Source organism: Parasphingopyxis lamellibrachiae (assembly GCF_003385775.1).
Classification (GTDB): Bacteria; Pseudomonadota; Alphaproteobacteria; order Sphingomonadales; family Sphingomonadaceae; genus Parasphingopyxis; species Parasphingopyxis lamellibrachiae.
In genome coordinates, this window is the sequence record NZ_QRDP01000004.1 from 2800217 (window position 1) to 2825062 (window position 24846).

At 62.4% G+C, this 24846-nt stretch carries 20 protein-coding genes; 7 read left to right on the top strand and 13 right to left on the bottom strand.

Going from position 1 to position 24846, the window contains the following annotated elements:
• Positions 1-25 precede the first annotated feature (25 nt).
• From hutI to DFR46_RS14035, 5 genes are all read left to right on the top strand, one after another.
• Entirely contained in the window at positions 26-1225 is a 1200-nt protein-coding gene (hutI, locus tag DFR46_RS14015) for an imidazolonepropionase (RefSeq protein WP_116237005.1), read from the top strand.
• Positions 1219-2763 carry a histidine ammonia-lyase gene (gene hutH / locus DFR46_RS14020; RefSeq protein ID WP_116237006.1) on the top strand — a complete coding sequence of 515 codons (1545 nt, stop codon included), beginning with the start codon at positions 1219-1221 and terminating at the stop codon, positions 2761-2763. The genes hutI and hutH overlap by 7 nt, the downstream gene beginning before the upstream one ends.
• Positions 2756-4426, top strand: coding sequence for a urocanate hydratase (hutU, locus tag DFR46_RS14025; RefSeq protein WP_116237007.1), 1671 nt, complete (start codon positions 2756-2758; stop codon positions 4424-4426). Before hutH ends, hutU begins: the two co-directional genes overlap by 8 nt.
• 8 nt (positions 4427-4434) lie before the next feature.
• Positions 4435-5364, top strand: coding sequence for a formimidoylglutamase (gene hutG, locus DFR46_RS14030; protein WP_116237008.1), 930 nt, complete (start codon positions 4435-4437; stop codon positions 5362-5364).
• Positions 5365-5436: 72 nt separating this feature from the next.
• Positions 5437-6336 (top strand): isoaspartyl peptidase/L-asparaginase family protein, encoded by a 900-nt coding sequence (locus tag DFR46_RS14035; protein ID WP_116237009.1) that lies wholly within the window; start codon positions 5437-5439, stop codon positions 6334-6336.
• A 145-nt stretch (positions 6337-6481) separates the two neighbouring features.
• Here DFR46_RS14035 and DFR46_RS14040 read toward each other — a convergent pair whose 3' ends face one another.
• The 6 genes from DFR46_RS14040 to DFR46_RS14065 form a co-directional block, all read right to left on the bottom strand.
• The gene (locus DFR46_RS14040; RefSeq protein WP_116237010.1) at positions 6482-8074 is read right to left on the bottom strand and encodes an isocitrate lyase; all 1593 of its coding nucleotides are present in this window, start codon (positions 8072-8074) and stop codon (positions 6482-6484) included.
• Between the two features lie 195 nt (positions 8075-8269).
• Positions 8270-9439 carry an acyl-CoA dehydrogenase family protein gene (locus DFR46_RS14045; RefSeq protein WP_116237011.1) on the bottom strand — a complete coding sequence of 390 codons (1170 nt, stop codon included), beginning with the start codon at positions 9437-9439 and terminating at the stop codon, positions 8270-8272.
• Entirely contained in the window at positions 9436-10206 is a 771-nt protein-coding gene (locus DFR46_RS14050) for an SDR family NAD(P)-dependent oxidoreductase (RefSeq protein ID WP_116237012.1), read from the bottom strand. The genes DFR46_RS14045 and DFR46_RS14050 overlap by 4 nt, the downstream gene beginning before the upstream one ends.
• 45 nt (positions 10207-10251) lie before the next feature.
• Entirely contained in the window at positions 10252-11049 is a 798-nt protein-coding gene (locus DFR46_RS14055; RefSeq protein WP_116237013.1) for a TIGR03084 family metal-binding protein, read from the bottom strand.
• Between the two features lie 41 nt (positions 11050-11090).
• A complete protein-coding gene (locus tag DFR46_RS14060; protein WP_116237014.1) occupies positions 11091-11801 on the bottom strand; it encodes an acyl-CoA dehydrogenase family protein in 711 nt (236 codons plus the stop codon).
• A complete protein-coding gene (locus tag DFR46_RS14065) occupies positions 11798-12937 on the bottom strand; it encodes an acyl-CoA dehydrogenase family protein (RefSeq protein WP_116237015.1) in 1140 nt (379 codons plus the stop codon). The genes DFR46_RS14060 and DFR46_RS14065 overlap by 4 nt, the downstream gene beginning before the upstream one ends.
• A 133-nt stretch (positions 12938-13070) precedes the next feature.
• On the opposite strand from DFR46_RS14065, the gene DFR46_RS14070 reads away from it, so the two are divergent.
• Complete coding sequence (locus DFR46_RS14070) at positions 13071-13877, top strand: enoyl-CoA hydratase-related protein (RefSeq protein WP_342769843.1); 807 nt, start codon at positions 13071-13073, stop codon at positions 13875-13877.
• 9 nt (positions 13878-13886) lie between these two features.
• Here DFR46_RS14070 and DFR46_RS14075 read toward each other — a convergent pair whose 3' ends face one another.
• The 7 genes from DFR46_RS14075 to DFR46_RS14105 all read right to left on the bottom strand — a co-directional run bounded on the left by DFR46_RS14075 (position 13887) and on the right by DFR46_RS14105 (position 23754).
• On the bottom strand, positions 13887-15098 hold the full coding sequence (locus DFR46_RS14075; RefSeq protein ID WP_116237016.1) for an acetyl-CoA C-acetyltransferase: 1212 nt from the start codon (positions 15096-15098) through the stop codon (positions 13887-13889).
• Between the two features lie 180 nt (positions 15099-15278).
• Positions 15279-16922 (bottom strand): acyl-CoA dehydrogenase family protein, encoded by a 1644-nt coding sequence (locus DFR46_RS14080; protein ID WP_116237017.1) that lies wholly within the window; start codon positions 16920-16922, stop codon positions 15279-15281.
• Entirely contained in the window at positions 16919-17728 is an 810-nt protein-coding gene (locus DFR46_RS14085) for an HTD2 family dehydratase (RefSeq protein ID WP_116237018.1), read from the bottom strand. The genes DFR46_RS14080 and DFR46_RS14085 overlap by 4 nt, the downstream gene beginning before the upstream one ends.
• Positions 17725-18927, bottom strand: a complete 1203-nt coding sequence (locus DFR46_RS14090) for a CoA transferase (RefSeq protein ID WP_116237019.1) — start codon at positions 18925-18927, stop codon at positions 17725-17727. Before DFR46_RS14090 ends, DFR46_RS14085 begins: the two co-directional genes overlap by 4 nt.
• 259 nt (positions 18928-19186) lie before the next feature.
• A complete protein-coding gene (locus DFR46_RS14095) occupies positions 19187-20110 on the bottom strand; it encodes a winged helix-turn-helix transcriptional regulator (RefSeq protein ID WP_116237020.1) in 924 nt (307 codons plus the stop codon).
• 19 nt (positions 20111-20129) lie between these two features.
• A complete protein-coding gene (locus DFR46_RS14100; RefSeq protein ID WP_245953867.1) occupies positions 20130-21437 on the bottom strand; it encodes a serine hydrolase domain-containing protein in 1308 nt (435 codons plus the stop codon).
• A gap of 31 nt (positions 21438-21468) precedes the next feature.
• The gene (locus DFR46_RS14105; protein ID WP_245953868.1) at positions 21469-23754 is read right to left on the bottom strand and encodes a TonB-dependent receptor; all 2286 of its coding nucleotides are present in this window, start codon (positions 23752-23754) and stop codon (positions 21469-21471) included.
• Between the two features lie 137 nt (positions 23755-23891).
• Here DFR46_RS14105 and DFR46_RS14110 point away from each other — a divergent pair, with 137 nt between their 5' ends.
• Positions 23892-24842: an NAD(P)H-dependent flavin oxidoreductase gene (locus DFR46_RS14110; RefSeq protein WP_116237021.1), complete on the top strand. Its 951-nt coding sequence runs from the start codon at positions 23892-23894 to the stop codon at positions 24840-24842.
• Positions 24843-24846 lie beyond the last annotated feature (4 nt).

Genomic DNA, 24846 nt, shown 5'->3' on the forward strand with positions numbered 1-24846 from the left:
CATATTTTCGAGGGAAGAATCACGGATGCGGCACCATATTTACACTGATGCGACGCTCGCAACGCTGTCCGAAGCGCGTGGCTGGGGCATGGTCGCTGATGGTGCGATTGCAATTGATGGCGATCGGATCGTCTATGCGGGGGCGGCCAATTCCATTCCCGGACAACATGCGGATTTCGAGAAGACTTCGCTCGGCGGGCGTCTGATCACGCCCGGCCTGTTCGATTGCCACACCCATCTTGTTTACGCCGGTTCGCGGGCCCGCGAGTTCGAGTTGCGGCTTGAAGGCGCAAGCTATGAAGACATCGCCCGGGCGGGCGGCGGTATCTTCTCCACGGTCCAAGCAACCCGCAGCGCGTCGGAAGAGGACCTGCTGGCCGGCGCACTCGCCCGGCTGGACCGGTTGCTGGCGGAAGGTGTCTGCACGGTGGAGATCAAGTCGGGATACGGCCTCGACCGGGAGACGGAACTGCGAATGTTGCGGGTCGCCGCGCGGTTGGCCGAAATGCGCCCGGTGCGGATCAGCAAGACCTTTCTCGGTGCGCACGCCATTCCCGAGGATATGGACGCCGACCAGTATCTGGACGGTATTTGCCTGCCGACATTGCGCGAGGCTGCTGCCGAAAATCTCGTCGATATGGTGGACGGCTTTTGCGAAAATATCGCCTTCTCGCCGGCGCAGATCCGCAAAGTTTTCGATGTGGCTGTCGAGCTCGGCCTGCCGGTGAAGCTCCATGCCGAGCAATTGTCGGATCAGGGCGGTGCGGCGCTGGCCGCCGAATATGGCGCGCTGTCGGCCGAGCATCTCGAATTTGTCAGCGAAGACGGGATCGCCGCGATGGCCGGGGCGGGGACGGTCGCCGTGATCCTGCCCGGCGCCTTCTATTTTCTGGGCGAAACGAGAAAGCCGCCGATCGAGGATTTTCGTAAGGCCGGTGTCCCGATGGCCATCGCGACGGACAGCAATCCCGGTTCGTCTCCGATGACGTCGCTATTGCTGGCGATGAACATGGGCGCGACGCTTTTCGGCCTGACGCCGGAAGAATGTTTGCGAGGCGGTACGGTAAACGCCGCGCGGGCGCTCGGCCTGCGCGATATCGGCCGGCTCGCCTCTGGGCAGATAGCGGATCTTGCAATCTGGGACGTAACCGATCCGGCGGAACTGACCTACCGTATGGGCGATACTCTGCTCCACAAGCGGATTTTTGGAGGTGCCGAATGCTGATTTTGAGACCCGGCGAGGTTTCCCTCGCGACGCTGGAATCGGTCTGGCGGGAGGAGCTGCCGATCGAGCTGCACGCTGAAGCGCGAACTGCGATCCTGGCTTCGGCAGAGCGCGTCGCCGCGGCGGCGCAGGGGAATGATGCGGTTTACGGCGTCAATACCGGCTTCGGTAAGCTCGCCTCCATTCGCATCGCGGCAGAGGACACGGCCAAGCTGCAGCGCAACCTGGTCCTTTCCCATTGTTGCGGGGTGGGTGAGGCAACGCCGCGCGCGATCACCCGGCTGATGATCGTGCTCAAGCTTATCTCTTTGGGGCGCGGCGCGTCGGGCGTTCGCGAAGAGGTTATCGACCTGCTCGAAGCCATGCTTGCCAAGGGCGTGACGCCGGTGGTCCCGGCCCAGGGATCGGTGGGCGCGTCGGGCGATCTCGCTCCGCTTGCCCATATGGCCGCCGTGATGATGGGCGAAGGCGAGGCGGTGTATAATGGCGAAACGCATGTCGGGGCCAAGGCGCTGTCCAAAGCCGGGTTGCGACCCATTGTGCTTGGCCCAAAGGAAGGGCTCGCGCTTATTAACGGCACGCAATTTTCGACCGCCTATGCACTGGCGGCACTGTTCGAGGCGCAGCATGCGGCTCACACCGCGCTGATATCCTCTTCATTGTCGATGGATGCCGCAAAGGCCTCCACTGCGCCGCTGCTCGCCGAAATCCATGCGCTTCGCGGGCATCCCGGCCAGATTGCTGCTGCGGCGACCATGCGCGCCCTGCTTGATGACAGCGAAATCCGCAACTCGCACCGGGATGATGATCCGCGGGTGCAGGATCCCTATTGCATGCGCTGCCAGCCCCAGGTCACGGGTGCGGCGATGGATATGCTATCGCTGGCCAGCATCACGCTCGTCCGCGAAGCCAATGCCGCGACCGATAATCCTCTGGTGCTGACCGAGGAGGACCGCATCGTGTCTGGCGGCAATTTCCATGCCGAGCCCGTTGCCTTTGCCGCCGACATGATCGCGCTGGCGCTGGCCGAGATTGGGGGCATCGCCCAGCGGCGCGTCGCGCTGCTCGTCGATCCGACGCTCAGCTACGATCTGCCGCCCTTCCTGGCGGCCGATCCGGGGCTTAATTCGGGCCTGATGATCGCCGAGGTGACAAGCGCAGCGCTGATGAGCGAGAATAAGCATCTCGCCAATCCCTGCTCGACGGACTCGACGCCGACCAGCGCCAATCAGGAGGATCATGTCAGCATGGCGGCCCATGGCGCGCGGCGCTTGCAGCGCATGCTCGGCAATCTGTTCCACATTCTCGGCATCGAGATTTTCTGCGCGGTCGAGGGCATCCGCTTCCGCGCGCCCGAACAGACAAGTGCGCCGCTGCGCGCGGTGATCGACCGGTTCGGCGAACGGATCGCTCCGCTGACCGAAGACCGCTTCCTCGCGCCCAACCTGAACGCTGCCGCCGAGCTCGCCCGGAGCGATAAGCTCGTCAATGCGACAGGACTGACCTTCCCTACGCTGGAGAATATTTTCCATGGCTGATCGCTTCCACAATTCCCGCGAAGTGCGCCCGCCGACAGGCACGACGCTCACCGCCAAGAGCTGGCTGACCGAAGCGCCGCTGCGTATGCTGATGAACAATCTCCATCCCGATGTGGCGGAGAAGCCGGAGGAACTGGTCGTCTATGGCGGGATCGGCCGGGCGGCGCGCAACTGGCAGGCTTTCGATCAGATTGTCGCGGGTCTTACCGATCTCGAAGCGGACGAGACCCTGCTCGTGCAGTCCGGCAAGCCGGTCGGCATATTCAAAACGCATGAGAATGCCCCCCGCGTCCTGATCGCCAATTCCAACCTCGTGCCGCACTGGGCGACCTGGGATCATTTCAACGAGCTCGATAAAAAGGGGCTCGCCATGTACGGCCAGATGACGGCCGGCAGCTGGATCTATATCGGCACCCAGGGGATCGTGCAGGGCACCTATGAGACCTTCGTCGAGGCCGGGCGCCAGCATTATGGCGGCGACCTGACCGGCAAGTGGATCCTGACAGCCGGGCTCGGCGGCATGGGCGGTGCACAGCCGCTCGCCGCGGTGATGGCCGGTGCCTGCTGCCTCGCTATCGAATGCGACGAGACCCGCATCGATTTCCGTCTACGCACCAAATATGTGGACGAGAAAGCGCGGTCCATCGACGAAGCACTTGCCATGATTACGGCATGGACCGAAGCGGGCGAAGCCAAGTCCGTGGGCTTGCTGGGCAATGCTGCCGAGATCGTGCCCGAACTCTTCAAGCGCGGCATCCGCCCGGACATGGTGACCGACCAGACCAGCGCGCACGATCCGATCAACGGCTATCTGCCCGCGGGCTGGACGATGAACGAATGGCGCGACCAGCGCGAACGCGACCCCAAGGCGGTCGAAAAGGCCGCGCGCGCCAGCATGAAGGTCCATGTCGCCGCGATGGTCGATTTCTGGAAAGCCGGCGTGCCGACGCTCGATTATGGCAACAATATCCGCCAGGTTGCACAGGAAGAGGGGCTGGAGGACGCCTTCGCCTTTCCCGGCTTCGTGCCCGCCTATATCCGCCCGCTCTTCTGCCGCGGCATCGGCCCGTTCCGCTGGTGCGCGCTTTCCGGCGATCCGGAGGACATCTACAAGACGGACGCCAAGGTGAAGGAACTGATCCTCGACGATCCGCATCTCCACAACTGGCTGGACATGGCCCGCGAACGGATCAGCTTTCAGGGGCTGCCTGCGCGCATCTGCTGGGTCGGGCTGGGCCAGCGGCACCGGCTGGGCCTCGCCTTCAACGAAATGGTCCGCAGCGGCGAACTCAGCGCGCCGGTCGTGATTGGCCGCGATCATCTCGACAGCGGCTCGGTCGCCTCGCCCAATCGCGAGACCGAGGCGATGAAAGACGGGTCGGATGCGGTGTCGGACTGGCCGCTCCTCAACGCGCTGCTCAACACCGCCAGCGGCGCGACCTGGGTCAGCCTCCATCATGGCGGCGGCGTCGGCATGGGCTTTTCGCAGCATAGCGGCATGGTCATCTGCTGCGATGGCAGCGAGGAAGCCGATGCGCGGATCGCCAATGTGCTGTGGAACGATCCGGCGACCGGCGTCATGCGCCATGCCGATGCCGGCTATGACGAGGCGATTGATTGCGCCCGCGAACACGGCCTGAACCTGCCCGGCATTTTGGGGTAAGACAGACCATGCCCGCCACCCATATCCCGCCCGAGCAATGGACCGGCCGCGACGACAGCGAGGATGGCGGGCGCGCGCGGCGAATATACCAATATGCAGGCGATAGCGGGGATCGCGCCCTGCTCGGCTTTGCCTCGGAAGCCGGTGTTGCCCGCAACAAGGGGCGGGTCGGCGCACGGCAGGGGCCGCAGGCGCTTCGCAAGGCGCTGGCCGGTTTTGCCGCGCCCACGAATGCGCAGCCCTTTGCCGATCTTGGCGATGTGGATGTCGAGGGCGACGATCTGGAAGCCGGGCAGACGATGCTCGGCCAGCATATCGCCCGCGCGCTCGGCCAGCATGATCGCGTAATTGTTCTTGGCGGCGGGCATGAAACGGCCTGGGGCAGCTATCAGGGCCTGCGCGCGCATTTCGCAGAGAAACGCATCGGCATCATCAATCTCGACGCGCATCTCGATCTGCGCGAGCCCGGCGCGGCGGGCCCCTCATCGGGCACGCCCTTCAACCAGATGCGCCATGCGGACCCGGACGGCTTTGACTATCTGTGCATTGGGCTGGCTGAGGAATCGAACACAGTGGCCCTGTTTGACCGGGCGGCGGACTGGGGCGTGCATATGGTGATGGATCACGCCCTGATCGCGGACCACACAGCGGCAGACGCCGAAATCGCGGCCATCGCGCAGCGATCCGACATTCTCTACCTCACTATCGATATCGACCTGCTGCCCCACTATCAGGCCCCCGGCGTCAGCGCCCCCGCCGCCCGCGGCGTGCCGCTTTCGACGGTCGAGCATCTGGTCGAGACGGTGATGACAGCGGCGGACGCGCATGGCTGCGCCCTGCCGCTCGCCGATATCGTCGAACTCTCCCCGGCTCATGACCGCGACGGAATGACGGCGCGGAGCGCGGCGCTGCTGGTGCGGCGGTTGCTGTGTGCGTGAGGGATTGATGCCTTTTGATCGACAAGCAGAACGCTTTCTCATAGAGGCGAAATTCCCTTCGGAGCATTGTCCATGACCACATCATCCCCCAAATTCGCGCTGGCCCTGCATGGCGGCGCGGGGGCGAAACCGGGTGTCGATTATGCCGAGGTCGAGGCGCATCTGGCGGCGTTGGTGGCGCGCGGCGAGGGGATGTTGCGCGATGGCGGAGCCAGCCTCGATGTGGTCGAGGAAATGGTCCGCGATATGGAGGCCTCGGGCCTTTATGTGGCGGGCCGGGGGTCGTCCCCGAACCTGCACGGCGTCATCGAACTCGACGCCAGCATCATGGACGGCGCGGCGCAGGATGCCGGTGCCGTGGCGGTGATCCAGGATGTGATCAGCCCGATCGGTGTTGCGCGCAAGGTGATGGAGCGTTCGCCCAGCGTCATGCTGGCCGGGGACGGCGCGATCCGCTTTGCCGCTGCGAACGATTGCGCGCCGGTCGGCGATCCGGATGGCTATTATGTGCTGCCTGTCGGGGTGAGCGAGGCCGATCTTTCGGTTACCGATATGTCGCATGGCACGGTGGGCGCGGTGGCGCTGGATGTGCACGGCAATCTCGCGGCGGGAACTTCGACGGGCGGCGTGTTCGGCAAGCCGCCGGGCCGCGTGGGAGACACTCCGCTGATCGGTGCGGGCACCTGGGCCGACCGGCATGTCGCCATTTCCTGCACCGGAACGGGCGAGAAATTCATCCGGGCCGGCGGAGCGCTGACCGCCGCGCATCGCTTCGCACTGGCCGGAGACACGCTGGAAGAGGCTCTCTGGAACATGCTCGGCGATGTGAAGGAGCTCGGTGGAGATGGCGGCGCCATAGCCGTATCGAGCACGGGAGAAATTGCGATGCTCTACAATTCCGGCGGGATGAAGCGGGCGGCGGTTTCCAGCACGCTCCCGGCAATGAGCACGACCTTCGCTCCCTGCCGCTGAACAACCGGGAGCCGGGGCGCGGTGCCCGCGCCAAAGAATGATCCGCCGACATTGCTGCCGACGGATCATCTTTTCCTCCCCAGGAAAATTCGGTTGGATCAGGCACCACGAGAGGGGGGGAGGGGTGCCTGATCCTAGTCGGATGTTATCCGAACTGGTTCATCGTGTTGTGTACGCCGCCGGCCTTGAGCGCCGCTTCGCCCGCGAAATATTCCTTGTGATCGTCGCCAATGTCGCTGCCGGACATGTTCTGGTGCTTCACACAGGCGATGCCTTCGCGGATTTCCTTGCGCTGGACGCCCAGAACATAGCCGAGCATGCCCGCATCGCCGAAATATTCCTTGGCGAGATTGTCCGTGGACAGCGCCGCCGTGTGATAGGTCGGCAGGGTGATCAGGTGATGGAAGATGCCGGCCCGTTTCGATCCGTCGGCCTGGAAGGTGCGGATGCGCTTGTCGGCCGCTTCGCCGAGTTCGGTATCGTCATATTTGGCGTCCATCAGATCGTCGCGGTCATAATCCGAGACATCCAGGCCTTCGGAGGCCATCGCATCGTAAACCTGCTGGCGGAAGTTCAGCGTCCAGTTGAACGAAGGCGAGTTGTTGTAAACCAGCTTGGCGTTCGGAACGACTTCGCGAATACGGTCCATCATGCCGGCGATCTGCTCGACATGCGGCTTTTCGGTTTCGATCCAGAGCAGATCGGCGCCATTTTGCAGGCTTGTGATGCTGTCGAGAACGCAGCGGTCCTCACCCGTGCCGGCGCGGAACTGGAACAGGTTGGAGGGCAGGCGTTTCGGACGCACCATCTTGCCGTCGCGGTTGATGATGACATCGCCGTTGCGCGCCGTTGCCGGATCGATCTCTTCGCAATCTAGGAAGCTGTTATACTGGTCGCCCAGATCGCCCGGCTCCTTGCTGACTGCAATCTGCTTGGTCAGCCCGGCGCCGAGGGAGTCGGTGCGGGTGACGATGATACCGTCTTCGACGCCGAGCTCGAGGAAAGCGTAGCGGCAGGCGCGGATCTTCGCGAGGAAGTCCTCATGCGGAACGGTAACCTTGCCGTCCTGGTGGCCGCACTGTTTTTCGTCGGAAACCTGGTTTTCGATCTGCAGCGCGCAGGCACCCGCTTCGATCATCTTCTTGGCAAGCAGATAGGTGGCCTCCGCATTGCCGAAACCGGCATCGATGTCCGCAATGATCGGAACGACATGGGTCTGGAAATTCTCGACCTTGTCCATCGCCGCTTTTTCCGCTGCGGCGTCGCCGGCCTCGCGGGCCGCGTCAATATCGCGGTACAGCCCGCCCAGTTCGCGCGCATCGGCCTGGCGCAGGAAAGTGTAGAGCTCCTCGATCAGCGCGGGCACCGACGTTTTTTCATGCATGGACTGATCGGGCAGGGGGCCGAATTCGCTGCGCAGCGCGGCAACCATCCAGCCGGAAAGATAGAGATAGCGGCGCTTGGTGTCGCCGAAATGCTTCTTGATGGAAATCATCTTCTGCTGGGCGATGAAGCCGTGCCAGCAGCCCAGCGACTGCGTGTACTTGGAAGGATCCGCATCATAGGCGGCCATGTCTTCGCGCATGATCGCAGCGGTATATTTGGCAATATCGAGACCGGTCTTGAAGCGGTTCTGCAATTGCATCCGGGCAACCGACTCAGCGTCGATGCTGCTCCAGGTGCCGTTCTTGCTGTCGATCAGCTTATTGCTGGCCGTGATATGGTCTTGGTAGGACATGCTTTTATACCTCTGGGAAGTTGAATCACTTTAAGCTGTCAATAAATTTACAGCGTGTGCCAGAGGATTTGCAGGAATTTTGCGACTCAGGCCATGGATTCTTGTAACTAATCAAGTCGTGCTGTCGGCCTGCCCGCACAACCTTTTGTTTTTTTGTAAATATAGTTACAAGAGAATTGTGCCGCCGGGGCGTCGCTAGTCCGCGCTCCACTCCCGTTTGATTTTCTTGGCGAGCGACCATTTGTGTACTTCGGTCGGGCCGTCATAGATGCGAAAGGCGCGGATTTCGCGGAATACCTGTTCGACGATGGTATCCCCGGACACACCAGTTCCGCCCATCGCCTGGACGCAGCGATCGGCTATTTTGAACAGCGTTTCGGCGACATGGGTCTTCGTCATCGAGCTTTCCGCCGTGCCGAGGTCTCCGGTATCCAGTACTGCGGCGCACCAGTCGATCATCAGTTCGGTATGTTTGAGGTCGATCAGGTTCTGGGCGAGCATGAAGCCGACACCCTCATGGTCGATCAGTGGCTTGCCAAAGGCTTTGCGGCGGCAGGCATAGTCGGTTGCGATCTCATTGGCGCGGGTTGCTGCCCCATGCCAGCGCATGCAATGGGTGAGGCGGGCCGGGGCGAGGCGAACCTGGGCATATTTGAAACCCTCGCCGCTTTCGCCGAGCATCTGGTCCGCAGGCACGCGCAGATTGTCGATGGTGATGACGGCATGGCCACCGGGCATCGAGCTGTCGATGGTATCGAGCACGCGTTCGATGCGGATTGCGGGGTCGGGAAGGTCGACCAGGAACATGCAGGCGCCGTCGTCCGACTTGGCCATGACGATGCCGACCTTGGCGCCTTCCGCCCCGGTGATGAAGGTCTTGCGGCCGTTGATCACCCAGTGATTGCCATCCATCTTCGCGACCGTCTGCATCATCGAGGGGTCGGAGCCCGCGCCGTTCTCGTCGGCCGGTTCGGTCATGAAAAAGGCCGAGCGCGCCCGGCCTTCGACCAGCGGTTTCAGGAACCGTTCCTTCGCCTCCGGGCTGCCCACTTTGCCGAGCAGATACATGTTGCCCTCGTCGGGCGCGGCGGTGTTGCAGGCGACGGGGCCGAGCGGGGAAAGGCCCGACTTCCTCAGCACCAGCGCCGTTTCGGCATGGGTGAGATGGCTGCCGTCGTCCAGGATATGCGGGGTCAGCACATTGGCGGCGCGCGCCTTGTCCTTGAGTTCGTCGGCGAGCGCGTCGCTCGGCCCATGCGCGCCCATGCGCGGATCCTGCTCATGGGGGGCCACGGTCTCGCGCACGAAGCGTTCGACATTGTCGGCAATGGCGCGGGCGCGGTCGGAGATAGGGGCTTGGGTCATAGGGCTTGTCCGTCGTCGATGGTGAGGGTTGCGCCGGTCACATAACGCGCGGCGTCGGAACACAGATAGAGGATGAGATCGTCGAGCGCGTCGATATCCATCAGCCGGCCGCGATGCCAGCCCGCAACTTGCGCTCGGCCGCCTTCGGTGTCGAACCAGTCGCCCGACAATTCGGTCCGGATATAGCCGGGCTGGACCGTGTTGACGTTGATCCCCTGGCGGATCCATTCGCGGGCAAACTGTTTGGCGAGATGCGCGACGCCCGCTTTGGTTGCGGCATAGGCGGCATCGCCCTGGCCCGTCATCTCGGCAGTGATCGATCCGATCAGGACGATCCGGCCATTCTCCTTCTCGCGGCTGCCCGCCGAGATCAGCCGTTTCGCGCCTTCCCGCGCGGTCAGATAGACGCCGAGCAGATTGGTATCGATAACCGCCTGCACCCGCCCGGCATCGACATCGGTCGAACGCCCGCCACCCGCCATGCCCGCATTGGCGATGATCGCGTCGACCGTGCCGAACGCATGCTCGGCGGCATCATAGGCCAACTTTACCGAGGCCTCGTCAGTGACATCCATGGTCACGGCGAGCGCCTGGTGGCCCGCATCGCGGAGCGCGGCGGCCAGGGTCTCGGTCCGGTCGGATCGCCGCGCGCCGAGCACGACATTGGCGCCGGCCGCCGCAAACAGTTCGGCAAGATGCGCGCCGATACCGGACGAAGCGCCCGCGACAAGGGCCGTGCGACCGGCAAGCGAATGGGGAATATGCATGAGGCTGATTTCTCTCCGTGACGGTTTCGGGTGGGGAGGGACGGGTCAGGCGGCGCGGACCCTGCGCGCGCCCGGTTCGGGTGGATCGTTGGGCGGACCGGCAAAGCATTGCGCGAAACGCATCCACAGGGCCGCGTTCGGCCCGGACACGACAAGCCCGGTGTCCGCAATATTGCGCGTCTGGGTGACGACCTGACAGAATTGCTCCGCCATTCCCGTTATGCGCTCCCCGCCAGCCTCCTCGCCGAACGTCCAGACTTCGCCCGAAGGCGCGGTCAGCACAAGCTGCGGGCGCGGTTCCGGCACCGGCAATTTGCGGTTGGCGAAGGTCCAGCCATAGGTGTTGAGCCCCAATATCACGATATTGCGGATGCGATCGGCATTGTCCCGGACCACGCCCAGCTCGTCATAGATGGCCTGGGCATGGGCCCAGCTCTCCATCAGCCGGGCAGTGATCGAGGATCGTGCGCTCATGCTCGGGCCCGCCCAGGGCACACGCTTCGATGGATCGACCCCGGAAAACGCGGCGGTCAGGACGGGATAAAAATCGCGCCACGCGGTGCGCAGCGCGGTGCCGGACAAGCCATCCAGCCAGGCTTCCTCGAATGCCGGCATACCGCCCCTGCCGATGGGGCCGCCCGCATCCTTCATCCATGCCCGGAAAGCCTCTCCATCGGTGAGGGAGAGATGCGCCGCATAGTTCCAGACGTGCAGATGGCGCAGAATCTGATTGATCGTCCAGCCCTTGAAGCCGGTCGCACGGCCGAAATCCGTGTCGTCGAGCGGAGCCAGTAGCCGGTCCAGCGCGTCGCATTCCCTGCGAAAATCGTCAGCCTGCTCCATCGTCTACCCTTTTCCCTGACTGCTCCCGCTCATGCGCCATTTCAGCCCGCGCTCCGGTCCGAACGGCGGGTGATTTCTTCCCACAGACCGTCCGTACCCAGGGCGACAACCGCCGCGCCCAGCTTTTCGGACCAGTACCGGTCATTGCCATTGTCGGTGCGCCACTGGTTGAGCCGCCGGGTGAAGGGATGGAGCGGATATTCCCGGGTAAAGCCGATCGCGCCATGGGCCTGATGGGCAATGGCCGTGCCGACGCCGATCGCCTGATTGGTACGCAGTTTCGCCGCCGCGATCTCGAACGTTGCATCGCCGTGATCGAGCGCCAGTGCTGCACCCGCCCCGGCCGAATTCACTGCCGCCGCCTCGACCGCGAGGATTGCGAGCGACTGCTGGACCGCCTGAAATCGGGCGAGCGGCCGACCGAACTGTTCTCGCGTGTTCACATAGTCGATGGCCATTTCGAGAATCCGGTCGAGCGCCCCGGCAGCCAGACACACTTTTGCAAAGGCGCCTTTCTCCATGCTGTCGCCAGCCACCGGATCGAGGATCAGCCCGGCAATATCGAGATCCGATCCTTCATATCCGGCGATCCGCAGAACCGCGAAGACATCGCCCCAGTCACCGCCGAAGCCGCCATCGGCTTCGGCTATCAGAAGCGTGGCAAAGCCTGCTTCCTCAAGGCTGTGCATGTCGGCCGCCTCGCGCAGTACAGCCGTTGCAGTATCGCAGAGCAGGCTTCTATTCTCGCTCATCTGAGGCCCAGTCCCCGCGCAATGATACCGCGCAGGATTTCCCTTGTGCCGCCGCGCAGCGAAAAGCTGGGCGCGGTCTGGAGCAGCAGGGAAAGCGTGCGCGCGAGATCGCTATCGCTTCGCGTATCGAAATCCGCAGTCAGCACGGCCTGTATCGCCAACGGAACATCCTGTTCGTAACTGTTGCCGAGATCCTTGACGATGGCCGCTTCGACGGCGGGATCTTCGCCGCCAGCAAGCTTCGCGGCGGTCGACATCGACATTTGCCGCAGGGTCCACAGCTCGGCTGTCAGCCTGCCGATCAGCGGCTGGACGGCGGGGTCGCCGCCCTGTTCGGCGATCAGGTATCGGAGCAGGGCAAAGCTTGAAAGATAGCGTTCTGGCCCCGAACGCTCGAGCGCCAGTTCCGCTGTCACCTGTTTCCAGCCATTGCCTTCCCCACCGACAAGTGCGCCATGCGGCACTTCGACATCCTCGAAGAATATCTCGTTGAAATCATGCTGCCCGGCGAGGTTGATGATCGGCCGGACCGTGATGCCCGGTGTGTCCATATCGACGAGCAGCTGACTGAGCCCGGCCTGCCGCTCGGACCCCGGCTCGGTGCGGACCAATGCCAGTATGGCGTGGGCGATATGCGCGCCGGTCGTCCAGACTTTCTGGCCGTTGATGACCCAGCCCGTGTCCGTCTTGCGAGCCGTGGTTTTTACGCCCGCAAGATCCGATCCCGCGCCCGGTTCGCTGAGGCCGATACAGGCATAGGTCTTGCCTGCAGCCATGCCGGGAAGATATTTTTCGCGCTGCTCTTCCGTGCCATAGCGCAGCAGCAACGGGCCGGTCTGGCGGTCGGCAATCCAGTGCGCGCCCACCGGCGCTCCGGCGGCGAGCAATTCTTCCAGAACAATATAGCGTTCCAGCGGATCGCGGTCATGGCCGCCATAGCGCTTTGGCCAGATCATCCCGACCAGGCCTTCGTCGCCAAGTCGCGCGCTGAATGCAGGGTCGGCGACGGACCAGCTGTTTGCGCGGTCTGCGGCATCCCAGCCCGCCTCGCATTCGGAGACGATCCTGCGCACCTGCGCCCGCAGGTCTGAAACCGTACCGGGCGTTGAAAAGGGATGGATGGCAAAGCTCTGCATCGCGAACGGCTTAAGGGGAAATGCCCATCGGGCAAAGCAGTTTTGCTACCTCTCTCAAAACAAAGAGTAGGTCGGCGGCCAGGCTATGGCGAACCGGTGCGCGGCGGGTTATGGCCGCTCCGATAAGGAGAATATGATGGGCGATTTTGTACAGGTCGAGAAATCGGGAAGGGTGGCCGTACTGCGGTTGAACAGCCCGGATACGCTCAATGCCATCGGCACATTGGAGCATTGCGCGGATGTGATAAACGCGCTTGAATCGCTGGACGACGATCCGGCAATCAGTGTCGGCATCCTGACGGGAAATGGCCGCGCCTTCTGTGCCGGCGGCAATCTCAAAGGCATGAAGGAGAAAACCGGCATCGGCCGGATGCCGGTGCCGGTTGAAACAATGAATACCTACCGGCGGGGCGTGCAGAAAATCACCCGGGCCTTCATGGCAACCAATGTTCCGATGATTGCGGCGGTGAACGGCCATGCGGTCGGCCTCGGCCTCGATCTTGCCTGCCTGTGCGATGTCAGGATCGCTGCTGAAAGCGCTAAATGCGCGGCCAGCTTCATCAAGGTCGGGATCGTTCCGGGTGACGGCGGCGCCTGGTCGCTGCAACAGATTCTCGGCTATTCCAAAGCCGCCGAACTGTTTCTGACAGGGGAAAGATTCGACGCTGCCAGCGGCCTGGAAATGGGATTGTTCTCGCAGGTCGTGGCCGACGACAAGCTGCTGGATGCGGCCCGGGCAGTTGCTGAAAAAATCTCCGAGAATCCGCCCCGCGCTGTAAGGCTTACAAAGCGGTTGCTGCGCGAGGCGCAGGCCCAGCGCTATTCCGACATATTGGAACTGTCAGCTGCCTATCAGGCGGTTATCCACGAAACCCGCGATCATGAGGAAGCGGTCGATGCCTTCCTCGAAAAGCGGGCGCCGAATTTCACCGGAGAATAGCCGGCTGAATCAGGCGCGCTCGAAAACCGCGCCCAGCCCCTGGCCGCCGCCGATACACATGGTTTCCAGGCCGTAGCGCGCATCGCGCCGATCCATTTCCCGCAACAGGGTGGCGAGGATGCGGCCGCCTGTCGCGCCCACCGGGTGCCCGAGCGATATGCCCGAACCATGCACGTTCAGGCGGTCATGGTCGCTGGCGGCGAATTTCCACTCGCGCAGACAGGCGAGGACCTGCGCCGCAAATGCCTCGTTGAGTTCGATCAGATCGATATCGCCGAGGGTGAGTTCCGCCCGCGCGAGCGCCTTGGCGGTGGCGGGGACCGGACCGATCCCCATGGTCTTTGGCGCGCAGCCGGCAACCGCCCAGCTTTTCAGCTGTGCTAGCGGCTTCAATCCGTATTTGTCCGCCGCTTCCCGGGTGCAAATGATACAGGCCGATCCGCCGTCATTCTGGCCGCTCGCATTGCCCGCCGTCACGGTCGCGCTGGCATCCTTTGCGCCGAATATCGGTTTCAGCTTGGCAAGGGCGTCCATGGTCAGGCCGGGGCGGGGATGCTCGTCGCGATCGACAATCGTCTCGTTGCCCTTGCGGTCCCTTATGGTAACCGGAATGATTTCCTCTTCGAATATGCCGCTTTCCTGTGCCGCTACAGCTCTTGCGTGCGAGTTCAGGGCCAGTTCGTCCTGCTCTTCGCGCGAAATTGTGTATTCAGCGCGAAGATTCTCGGCCGTTTCGATCATGCCGCCCGGCACCGGATAATTCTTGCCGCCGGCCGTCAACCGTCCTCGCACCAGAGAATCGTGGAGAGTCATGGCTGGCTTGCGCGTGCCGTACCGCGCTTCATGGGTGAAAAAGGCGGCGTTGGTCATCGATTCCGCGCCGCCCGCAAGAACGAGATCCGCGCCGCCCGTCTGCACCTGCATCGACCCGTAGATTATGGCCTGCAGGCCCGATCCGCATCTCCGGTCGATCTGTATTCCGGGTGTTTCGATGGGCAGGCCGGCATCCAGCGCGACGACCCGCCCGAGCGCCGGCGCTTCCATCGTTGGATAGCATTGCGCGAAGATCACATCCTCGACGGCATCGTGCGGAAGTTTCGTACGGTCAAGCAAGCCGCGAACCGCCGCCACGCCTAGCTCCGCCGCGCTGGTTTCCCGGAAAGCGCCGCCCAGGCCGCCGACCGGGGTGCGGACAGGTTCGCAGATTACGGCTTCACGCATTGTAGAATCTCCCGAAAAATATCGTCTTGTGCGCATTTCAAGCGCGATGTGCCAGCGGCTTGTCGACAACCAGCAGGTAAGTGCAGCTGTGTTTCATTTCGCGCGACAAGAGGCTCCTGCCTCGCCTGAATATGTCGGCACGCGCGGCATTTGGCTGTGGCAACGCTCTGTTTCTCGCAGTCAGGATTGCGCCATCACCAGCCCACGGCCGATAACCTGGGCCTGAATTTCCGCAGCGCCCTCGAATATGTTGAGTATCCGCGCATCGCACAGGACGCGGCTGATCTCATATTCCAGCGCATAACCGTTGCCGCCGTGAATCTGCACCGCGAGGTCCGCATTGGACCAGGCGACCCGGGCGGCGAGGAGTTTTGCCATGCCGGCCTCGATATCGCAGCGCTCGCCTTTGTCCTTGTGCCGGGCCGCCGAATAGGTCAGCTCGCGCGCCATTACCGTTTCGGCCGCCATCAGGGCCAGCTTGTCCGAAACTCGCGGGAAAGCGAGCAGGGGCTTGCGAAACTGTTTGCGTTCAAGGGCATAGCTTAGCCCGAGGTCGAAGGCGTTCCAGGCCACGCCGATGGCGCGCGCGGCGGTCTGGATGCGGGCGCCCTCGAACGTCCGCATCAGCTGTTTGAAGCCCTGTCTCTCGGCGCCGCCCAGCAGGCCATCGGCGCCGACGGCAAAATTGTCGAAGCCGAGCGTATATTCCTTCATCCCGCGATAGCCGAGCACTGCGATCTCGTCGCCGGCAAGGCCCGGGTCGGGGAAGGGGGCCTTGTCGGTGCCGCGCGTCTTTTCAGCCAGCAGCATGGAAAGGCCGCCATAGCCGGGTGTATCCGGATCGGTGCGGCACAGGATGGTCATCAGGTCGGCGCGTGCGGCATGGGTGATCCAGGTCTTCGCGCCGTCGATCCGCCAGCCGCCATCCTCGGCCCGTGTCGCCCGGGTCCGCACCGAGGCAAGGTCCGAGCCGGTGTCCGGTTCGGTGAAAACGGCAGTCGGCAATATCGACCCATCGGCCAGTTGCGGCAGGAATTTCCTTTTCTGCTCCTCGGTGCCGTTCTTTCCTATCAGCTCGCCGGCAATCTCCGATCGGGTGCCGAGCGAACCCGCGCAGATCCAGCCTCGCGACAATTCCTCGGAAACCAGGCACATGGCGAGTTTGCCGAGGCCGAGGCCGCCATAGTCTTCGTCTATGCAGATGCCGAAAACGCCGAGTTCCGCCATCTCCCGCACGATCTCGATAGGAATGAGGGCATCGGCCAAATGCCATTTATGCGCGTTGGGGGTAATCCGGTTTGCCGTAAAGGCCCGGAATTGCGCCCGGATCATATCATGCGTTTCATCGCCCATTTCTTCGAAGGGCCGCGCTCCCTCGCCCAGTAGCTCGGCAAGCCTGTGCCGCGTCTCCGGAACATTGCCTTCGGTCAGGAATTTGGCGATTGCGGGATCGGCGACAAACTCTGCGACTGCGTCGCGCAAGCCGAATTCCGACAGCCGGACGAATTCGTTCTGGCTCATCGGGATCGCGGATGCGAGCTGCGCGCAATATTCTCCCAAACCCACTTTGAGGATCAGCTCCTCGAGCTCGCCATAAGCACCCGCTCCGCTGGCCCGGCTGGCCCAGTCCGACGCGGCGGCAACGGCTTCCGCGGATGTCGCCAGCCAGGCGAAACCATGAACGAGGCACTGTTCGCGCTCCACCCGGTCATTGTCGACACGGCCATCGACGAGGATGGCCTCGGCGGCCTTTGCTCGCATTTTCTCGGTGAGGCCTCGCGCCGCGAAAGCGGCTTTTCGGGACAGGTCGATCCAGTCGGTCATCGGTAACTCACTTTGGCGGTCATTGCTGGGGTGCCGTCGCAACGGATGGCGGTAACTTCGTCTTGCGCGCTGCTGTTCAGGAAAACGGATTGTCCGAGGAACAGCGGCGCCATTGCGCGAAAAGAAAAGGTTGCAAGCGGCCCGCGGCGCATCGCCAGCCCGGCCAGCTTTGCGGCCGTGAAGGGGCCGTGGATGACAAGCGCCGGATAGCCCTCCACCGACGTCGCATAAGGTTTGTCGTAGTGGATCCGGTGTCCATTGAAGGTAGCGGCGGAAAAGCGGAACAGATTCACTTCATCGGGCGTCCATTGCTCGCCCGCTGGCGGCTTCGAAGCGGGTATCGGCATAGCCGCCGGCGTGCCTTCACCACGATATACATAGCTCTGCCGCTCGGTCACGCACGGAGCGCCATCTTGCGATATGACTTTCTCCACCTCGACAAACACAAGATCGCCAGAACGCCCGGCCTTGTGGGTGACATCGGCAATCGTGGCAATCAGCGCGGCCTCGACGCCGATTGCCAGAGGGGTGTCGAACCGGATGCTGCTGCCGGCGAACATGCGGCGTGGGAGGGGGATATCGGGCAGGAACCCGCCTTTTCGCGGATGGCCGTCGGGTCCGATTTCCTCGTCCGTCGGCCCGGGCAGAAAGAACGCCCAGTGGGCGAGCGGAGTTTGTGCGGTATCCGCCCCGACTGACAGGGCAAAGCGCCGCAGGCTTTGCGCTTCCAGTATCTCGGTCCGCCGTTCGCTCCTGCCTATCGCGCTGCGCCACTGCTCGATACGATCCGGGCTCAGTGCCGTCATTTCACCACTCCCTGATCGTGCAAGCGCGCGATCTCGCTGCTGTCGAGGTTGAGGAAATCGGCGAGCACCTCATCGGTGTGTTGGCCGATCTTCGGTGCGGGTTCAGGCTGGCGGCGCTCATCCTGGGGAATGCGGGCGGCCGCGCCGGGCGCGGGGTATGTGGCGCCCCCCGGATGGGCGGTTTCGGAAAATATCGGATTGTCCGCAAACAGACGGGGCTCTTGGGACAGCGCCTGATGCAGCGATCGATATCGCGACCAGGTAACGCCGGCTTTTGCGAAGCGTGTTTCCAGATCAGCCGCTTCGAAGCGTGCGAACGCCTTTTCGATCAACGGATCGAGCTGGTTCCGATGCGTATAACGGGCCCCCTCGTCCTGGCCGAAATCGATACCGAGATCGGCTTCGAGCGCGGCCACGTCTTCGCCGATCTCCAGTCCCGACAGCATGCCCGACCATTGCCGGGGCGTGATCGCAACGATCATGAAGCGTTCACCACCCTTGGCGGTAAAGTCGCGGCCGAACGCGCCATAGAGATTGTTGCCGCTCCGCCCGCGATCCGCGTCGCCGAGCATGGCTTCGGCCAGAAAGCCCAGATTGGCGAGGGAAGCGGCGGCTATATCGGAGAGCGCCAGCCGGATTTCGCGGCCACGGCCGCTTGCAGCGCGATCGCGCTCCGCGGCAAGCAGGGTGAAAGCGCCATAGGCTCCGGTCAGAAGGTCCCATGCCGGGAGCACATGATTGACCGGCCGATCATCGTCGGACGGCCCGGTCATATAGGGCAGGCCGGTTGCCGCGTTTACCGTATAGTCGACGGCGGGCGTGCCATCGGCCCAGCCCATTACGCGCAAGGTAATCTGGTCTTCGCGCAAGGCGCTCAGAACATCGTGCGAGAGGAAACCGTCGACGGGAAAATTGGTCACGAACAGTCCGCTGCCGCCCGTCGCCAGCCGTTGCGCAAGTTCGCGGCCCGCCGGCTTCTTGAAGTCGATCGCGATAGACCGTTTTCCCTTGTTGAGGCCTTCCCAATACAGGCTTTCATCGTCCGGACCGAGCGGCCAGCGCCTTGCATCGGGGCCACCACCGATCTGGTCGAAACGGATGACCTTTGCGCCCATCTGCGCGAAGTGCAGCGCACAGGTGGGCCCGGCGACAAACGCCGACCCTTCCACTATCGTTACACCCTTCAAAAAATCGTACATCGGCCCCACCCGGATAGCGAAAGGGTCAGCAGAAAGCCGCGGCGCGGCCAGATGGCGCAGCCGCAGCTGTCAGACCCGTGATTGTCTGCGATTGTCGCACATTCTCTTAGGTTCCATCGATGCTTAGTCAATTGGGACTCTCAAATGGTCCTTGAGGAAGCTCTTCGAAAAGCATTGTTGCGAAGCCGATGGCCGGCAAAGGTCCCGCCGATTTACGCCCGGTCGCCGTGCATGATGGCTGATTATGACCGTCTGGCTGCTATTCGGGGCCGATCAGCCCAAAGCGCATGTCGGAGGGCAGCAGTTCCTCGCCGCAGTGATTGCACTGCATACGCATTTCCAACGGATCGCCGCAGGGGCGGTGGAAAAGCAGGAGAGGCGGGCCCTTTTCATCTGCATAGTAGCGATCCCCCCATTGCAAGAGGCCGAGGATCACCGGGTAGAGCTCGCGTCCCTTTTCGGTCAGGCGATACTCGAAACGGGGCGGGTGTTCGCAATATTGCTCGGTGCGGAGGACACCCGCCTCGATCAGTTCGTCGATCCGGCCGGAAAGGATGTTCGGGGCCATCAGCGTATCCTGCTGGATCTGGTCGAAACGGTACAGGCCCGAAAACATCGCACGGATCACCAAAGTCGACCAGCGGTCCCCGAAAATGCCGATAATCGAATCGACCAATGTCCCGCCGCCACGCCGGTTGGTGACGCTGGCCGAGGGACGGCGGCGGCGGCTGTAATCCGGCGTAACCTGAACCAGGCCGGGGCCTTCCTCCCAGTCGACTTCGCGCGGATCGATCTCGGCCGTGCAGGATAGGCAGACAGGTTTGGGCTCGATCGCGTGGCCGCAGGTCGCGTGCTCCAGTCGAATCTGGAAATCGCGGCGTTTGGGCTCCCATCGATGCTGCCACCGAACCATGGCCATGGCGACCGGGAACAGGGCGCGCCCTTTTTCCGTGATGCGATAGGACGTGCGGCGGCTGCCGGGTTGCGGCGCCATCGCGAGGCAATCTTCAGCGACCAGTTTTTTCAGACGGTTGCTTACGACCGACCGGGCGAATCCGGTTTGCTCGACGAATTTCTCGAATCCATGGACACCCAGAAAAGCCTGCTCCATGATCAACAGGACCGGAACGTCGCCGACAACCTCCAACGCACGCCAGATCGAGCATGCGCGGATGGTGTCCATTTTCACGAGCGCTATTCCTTCAATTGCCTTGTCTTGCCAGATGATCGGCTATCGCCTGATAGGCGGGCAAGCTCACCGGGTCTATATGGGCATTGGCGGCCATGGGATGCGAGGCAAGTCTGACAATCACCATTTCGGCCGCCGGATCGATGTAGATTGTCTGGCCATGCACGCCGCGAGCAGCAAAAGCGCCGTTATGGCTGACCCACCATTGATCGCGATAGCTCCAGCCGGGAAGTGTCGTATAACCCGCCGGGGCGAAATCTTCCCGGCTGCCGCCCCGATGGATCTGCTGGACAACCGCTTCCGGAACGATCTGAATCCCGTTGAAATTACCGTTTCGGCGCATCATTTCTCCGAACCTTGCATGGTCGCGCAAGGTCGCGTTCAGGCCGCCCGCCGCCCAACCGGTTCCATGCGAATCGACCATCATATAGCCATCGTTTTCAGCCCCGATCCGGCTCCAGATTCTCTCCGCAACCACGTCGACGGCGCTGCGCCCGGTGACCCGCGCGATCAGCCATCCAAGGACTTCGGTATTGACGGATCTGTAGGTAAATCGCGCGCCGTGTTCGCCCTCTTTCCGTAGCGTCGGAAGGTAGTTGTAATAACCGTCCGGCCCCGAAAATCCCTCGGGCCGGGCGAAGATGCCGCCGGCGATCGCATAGGCGAACACTTCCGACTGCGGGTCCGTATAATCTTCGCTATAGTCGATAGCGGTGGTCATGTCGGCGACCTGTCGCACGGTCGCATCGCCAAAACCGCTGTCCTCGAGTTCGGGGATGTAATGGGCGACCGTCTCGTTTTCGTCGAGTAGCCCCTCCGCCATCAGCATCGCCGCGACGGTGCCGATATAGGATTTGGTCATGGAGAAGGACATGTGCGGCGTGTGTCTGCCGGTCACGCCAAAATAGCGTTCGTAAACAATCGTGCCGCGATGGAGGACAAGGATCGCATCGGCATAGCTGCGCTGGAGCGCTTCGTCCCAGCGCATCGGTTCGCTTCCGCCGAGCGGCACAAACGATACCGCATCGAGATCGCCGCGATGATTTTCAGGTAGGTTGCTTTGCGGGCCGTTTCCGCGGCCGATATTGGCCGTGGGAAACAGCATGCGCATATTGGAGAAGGACCAGCGGGTTCTGGGAAACTGGTAGAAGCTTCCATCATCCCGCCGCACCAGTCGGTTTGCCAGCGGTGGTGCTCCGCGCATCCACTCCATGGCTGCCGGGTCGGTTTCCGCAGCGCTGGCCGGATTGTCCTGCGCCGCGACCGGAGCTCCCAAGAGCGCCATGCCGCCAAGCGCCAAACCGGCCAGCCAAATCCTCATTCTGTTTCTCCCATCTACGGACAGATTCGCATCAGAAATTGAAATCCACTGCCAGGGCAATGCTGCGCGGCCGTTCGAATATCCCGTTATAGGCGATTCCGGTTCCTCCGGTGATCGTCGTTGCCAGCGGCAAGGCGCCGGCGGTGGTCAGGATGCGCTCATTCGTCAGGTTGCGCCCGATCAGCGCGATCGACCAGCGATCGTCGATATCGCCGACCGAAATCCGGGCACCCAGTTTCACAAAGCCCTCTTGCCGGGTGTTCGGATCGAGATTCGATGCCGCGATATAATTGCTTGAGAAGTCGGCGTTGAAATTGACTCCGAGCTCCAGCGTGTTGCCCAGGGGGTGGGAGAAATCGGCATTGAGATTGCCGCTCCATTCCGGTGTGAGCGCATTGCGCTGGCCGTTATAAGAACAGAATCCTCCCGCTACGTCCGGTACTTGCCCGAAATAGCACTGTCCTTGGTCGAAGTTGGTGAATTCGAAGTCCAGATAGGAAATGGCGCCGCTCAACACCAGATGGTCGCCCACCGCGACGCGCGCATCCGCCTCGATCCCCTGGGTTCGCGCACCCGAAGCGTTGCGCACGTTGAAGTTCAGCGTGCCGTCGAAGACGTTCGTCTGCAGATCGCTGTAGCTCGTGCGGAAGAAGCTGAGATTGATGGCTGCGGTCCGGCTTTCATATTTAAGGCCAACCTCGAAATTGTTAGCGGATTCTTCCTCGAAACGGAATGAGCCGGGCCGGGCGACGGTCGGCGACCCGGGTACCGAATTCGAACGGATGTCGAAGCCGCCGGCTTTGGTGCCCCGTGCATAGGAGGCGTAGAGCATCAGCTCGTCTGTCGCATCATATTGCACGTTCACCATCGGGTTGAGCGAATTTTCGGTGAATTCGCCGGAGATGGTGTGCGCTTCGATATTGAGCGCGCGGAACACCGCGGCAACGACGGGTGCAGGGCTGGCATTGAGCGGCCCCTGGACAATACCCAGCGTCCGGTCGCCCGACTTGTTCTCGTGATTGTAGCGAGCGCCGGCGGTCAGTCTCAGCCGATCTGTGAGCGAGATTTCACCCTGCGCGAATACAGAGAACAGGTCTGATTCCTGCGAATAGTCGCGTACATTAATAGTATCGCCAATCGCGCTGAACGGCGGGCCGAAACCGAGGAAAGTCGGGTTGAACCGAACCCGGTCGCCCGCATCGAGTTCGCTGTGCTGATAATAGATGCCGGCGATATAGTTGAACGGTTCGTTGCCCGGAGAGGTAACCCGCACCTCTTGCGAGAACTGGCTGTAATCCTCGCTCTGCTGGGTTCCGTCCAGCAGGCTGATGGCCGTGAAATCGACATCGATCGTCTCGTCGACCGAATATTCGAGATAGCCGGTAACCGATGTCAGGGTAACGCCTCCCAGGTCGAGTTCGGCGTTGGCCACCAGGCTGATCGTCTCGTTATCGCTCTGATAGCCGTTATCTTCCCGCCGCCAGTCGAGATCTGTATCGACCGCCAGCGGTCCCTGGAAAATCAGCGAGTATGTGCCCACAGGCCCGAAATTTTCGCGAGCCTGTCCGCGCGAGCGGAAATCCGCATATTCGCCCTTGAGTTCCAGGCGAAAACCGTCGCTTTCGTAATCGACTATGCCGCGCATGTAATAATCGCGCGCATTGGGCTCGTCGCGACCCAGATTCGTGTTGAGGATGTACCCGTCCATGTCGCGATAATATCCGACCAGGCGCGCGCCGATGGAATCGGTAATCGGGCCGGAGACTACACCGGTGATTTTCGTCTCGTCATGTTCGAACTCGTAGAGCGCGGAAAGAGACATTTCGAATTCGTCGCTCGGATCGCGGGTGACGATGTTTAGCGCGCCGGCGATCGCGTTCTTGCCGAACAGGGTGGGCTGGGGCCCGCGCAGGACTTCGACCCGCTCAAGATCGACGAGCGGCATCCGGCTGAGCTGGTCGCGGCCATAATAGATATTGTCGACGAACATGGCGACCGATTGCTCGAAACCCTTATTGTCGCCCGAAGCGATGCCGCGGATGGCGATCCGGTTTGCGATGGCGGTCTGGGTGATATTGAGGTTCGGCACGGCGGACGCCGCATCTTCCAGTGAGTTGGTGCCGTAGCTTTCCAGCTGGTCGCCCGACACTGTGGCGATGGAAATCGGTACGTCGGAAAGCCCTTCCTCGCGTGACTGGGCGGTGACGACGATGACATTGAGTCCGCCGCTTTGTTCCTCGGCTGTGGTTTGGGCTTGGGCTATGCCCGGCGCTGCTAACGCGGTTCCCGCGAGCAGGATACGAGTAACGGTTTGCATTGTGGTCCTCCCTTTTTGTGGCTCGCATTTTGTTGGCGGTGAAATCCATCCACTTGCGCTTGCCGGTAAGGTATGGTTATACAAGTTAGTATGGTTATGCAAATCTATTTCGAACGCTCCGCATCGGCGACTGATCAATGAGCGGATTGCCCGTCGGTCTCAGGAAGAATCTCCGTATCCCGGCGATCGCGGCACCGATGTTCCTGGTTTCCGGCCCGGAAATGGTGGTTGCCGCCGCGCGCTCGGGCATTATCGGATCGTTCCCCACGCCCAATGCGCGGACGCCGGAAATTCTGGATCAGTGGTTGCAACAGATCACCGAGCGAATGGTGGCAGAGCCAGGCGCCGCGGCTTGGGCCGCAAACCTTGTCGTTCACCCTTCGAACGACCGGCTGCCGGCCGACCTCGAACTTGTGACCCGCTATCGCGCGCCTCTGGTCATTACAGCGCTCGGCAGCCCGGCGCGGGTGATAGGGCAGGTCCATGACTATGGCGGACTGGTTTTTGCCGACGTCAATTCGGTAGGCTTCGCACGCAAGGCCGCCGCCGCCGGTGTCGACGGGCTGGTGCTCGTAGCGTCAGGTGCCGGCGGGCATACCGGGCAGACCGCCGGGTTCGCGTTTGTCGAAGAAGTGCGTCAATTCTGGGACGGGCCAATCGTGCTTGGCGGTGCAATATCCACCGGCCACGCGATTCGCGCGGCGGAAATATTGGGTGCCGATCTCGCCTATCTCGGCACATCGCTGATCGCCTGTGCCGAGAGTATGGCCGAGCCGGCCTATAAGCGGATGGTGGTCGATGCCGGGGCCGAGGATATTGTTCCTTCCCGCGGGATTACCGGCGTTACCGCCAACTGGTTGAAATCCAGTCTGGTCGCTGCGGGTTACGATCCCGCCGACATGCCGGAAGACAAGAAGCCCGATTTCGAGAATGCGCAGGACGATGCCAAGGCCTGGAAGAATGTATGGTCAGCCGGGCAGGGCGTGGGTGCGGTGCGGGGAATCGATTCGCTCGACGCCATCGCCGCGCGGCTTCAACGAGAATATGATATTGCGGCCGGACTGCCGCATTTTACCGAACGGGAGTGAAACG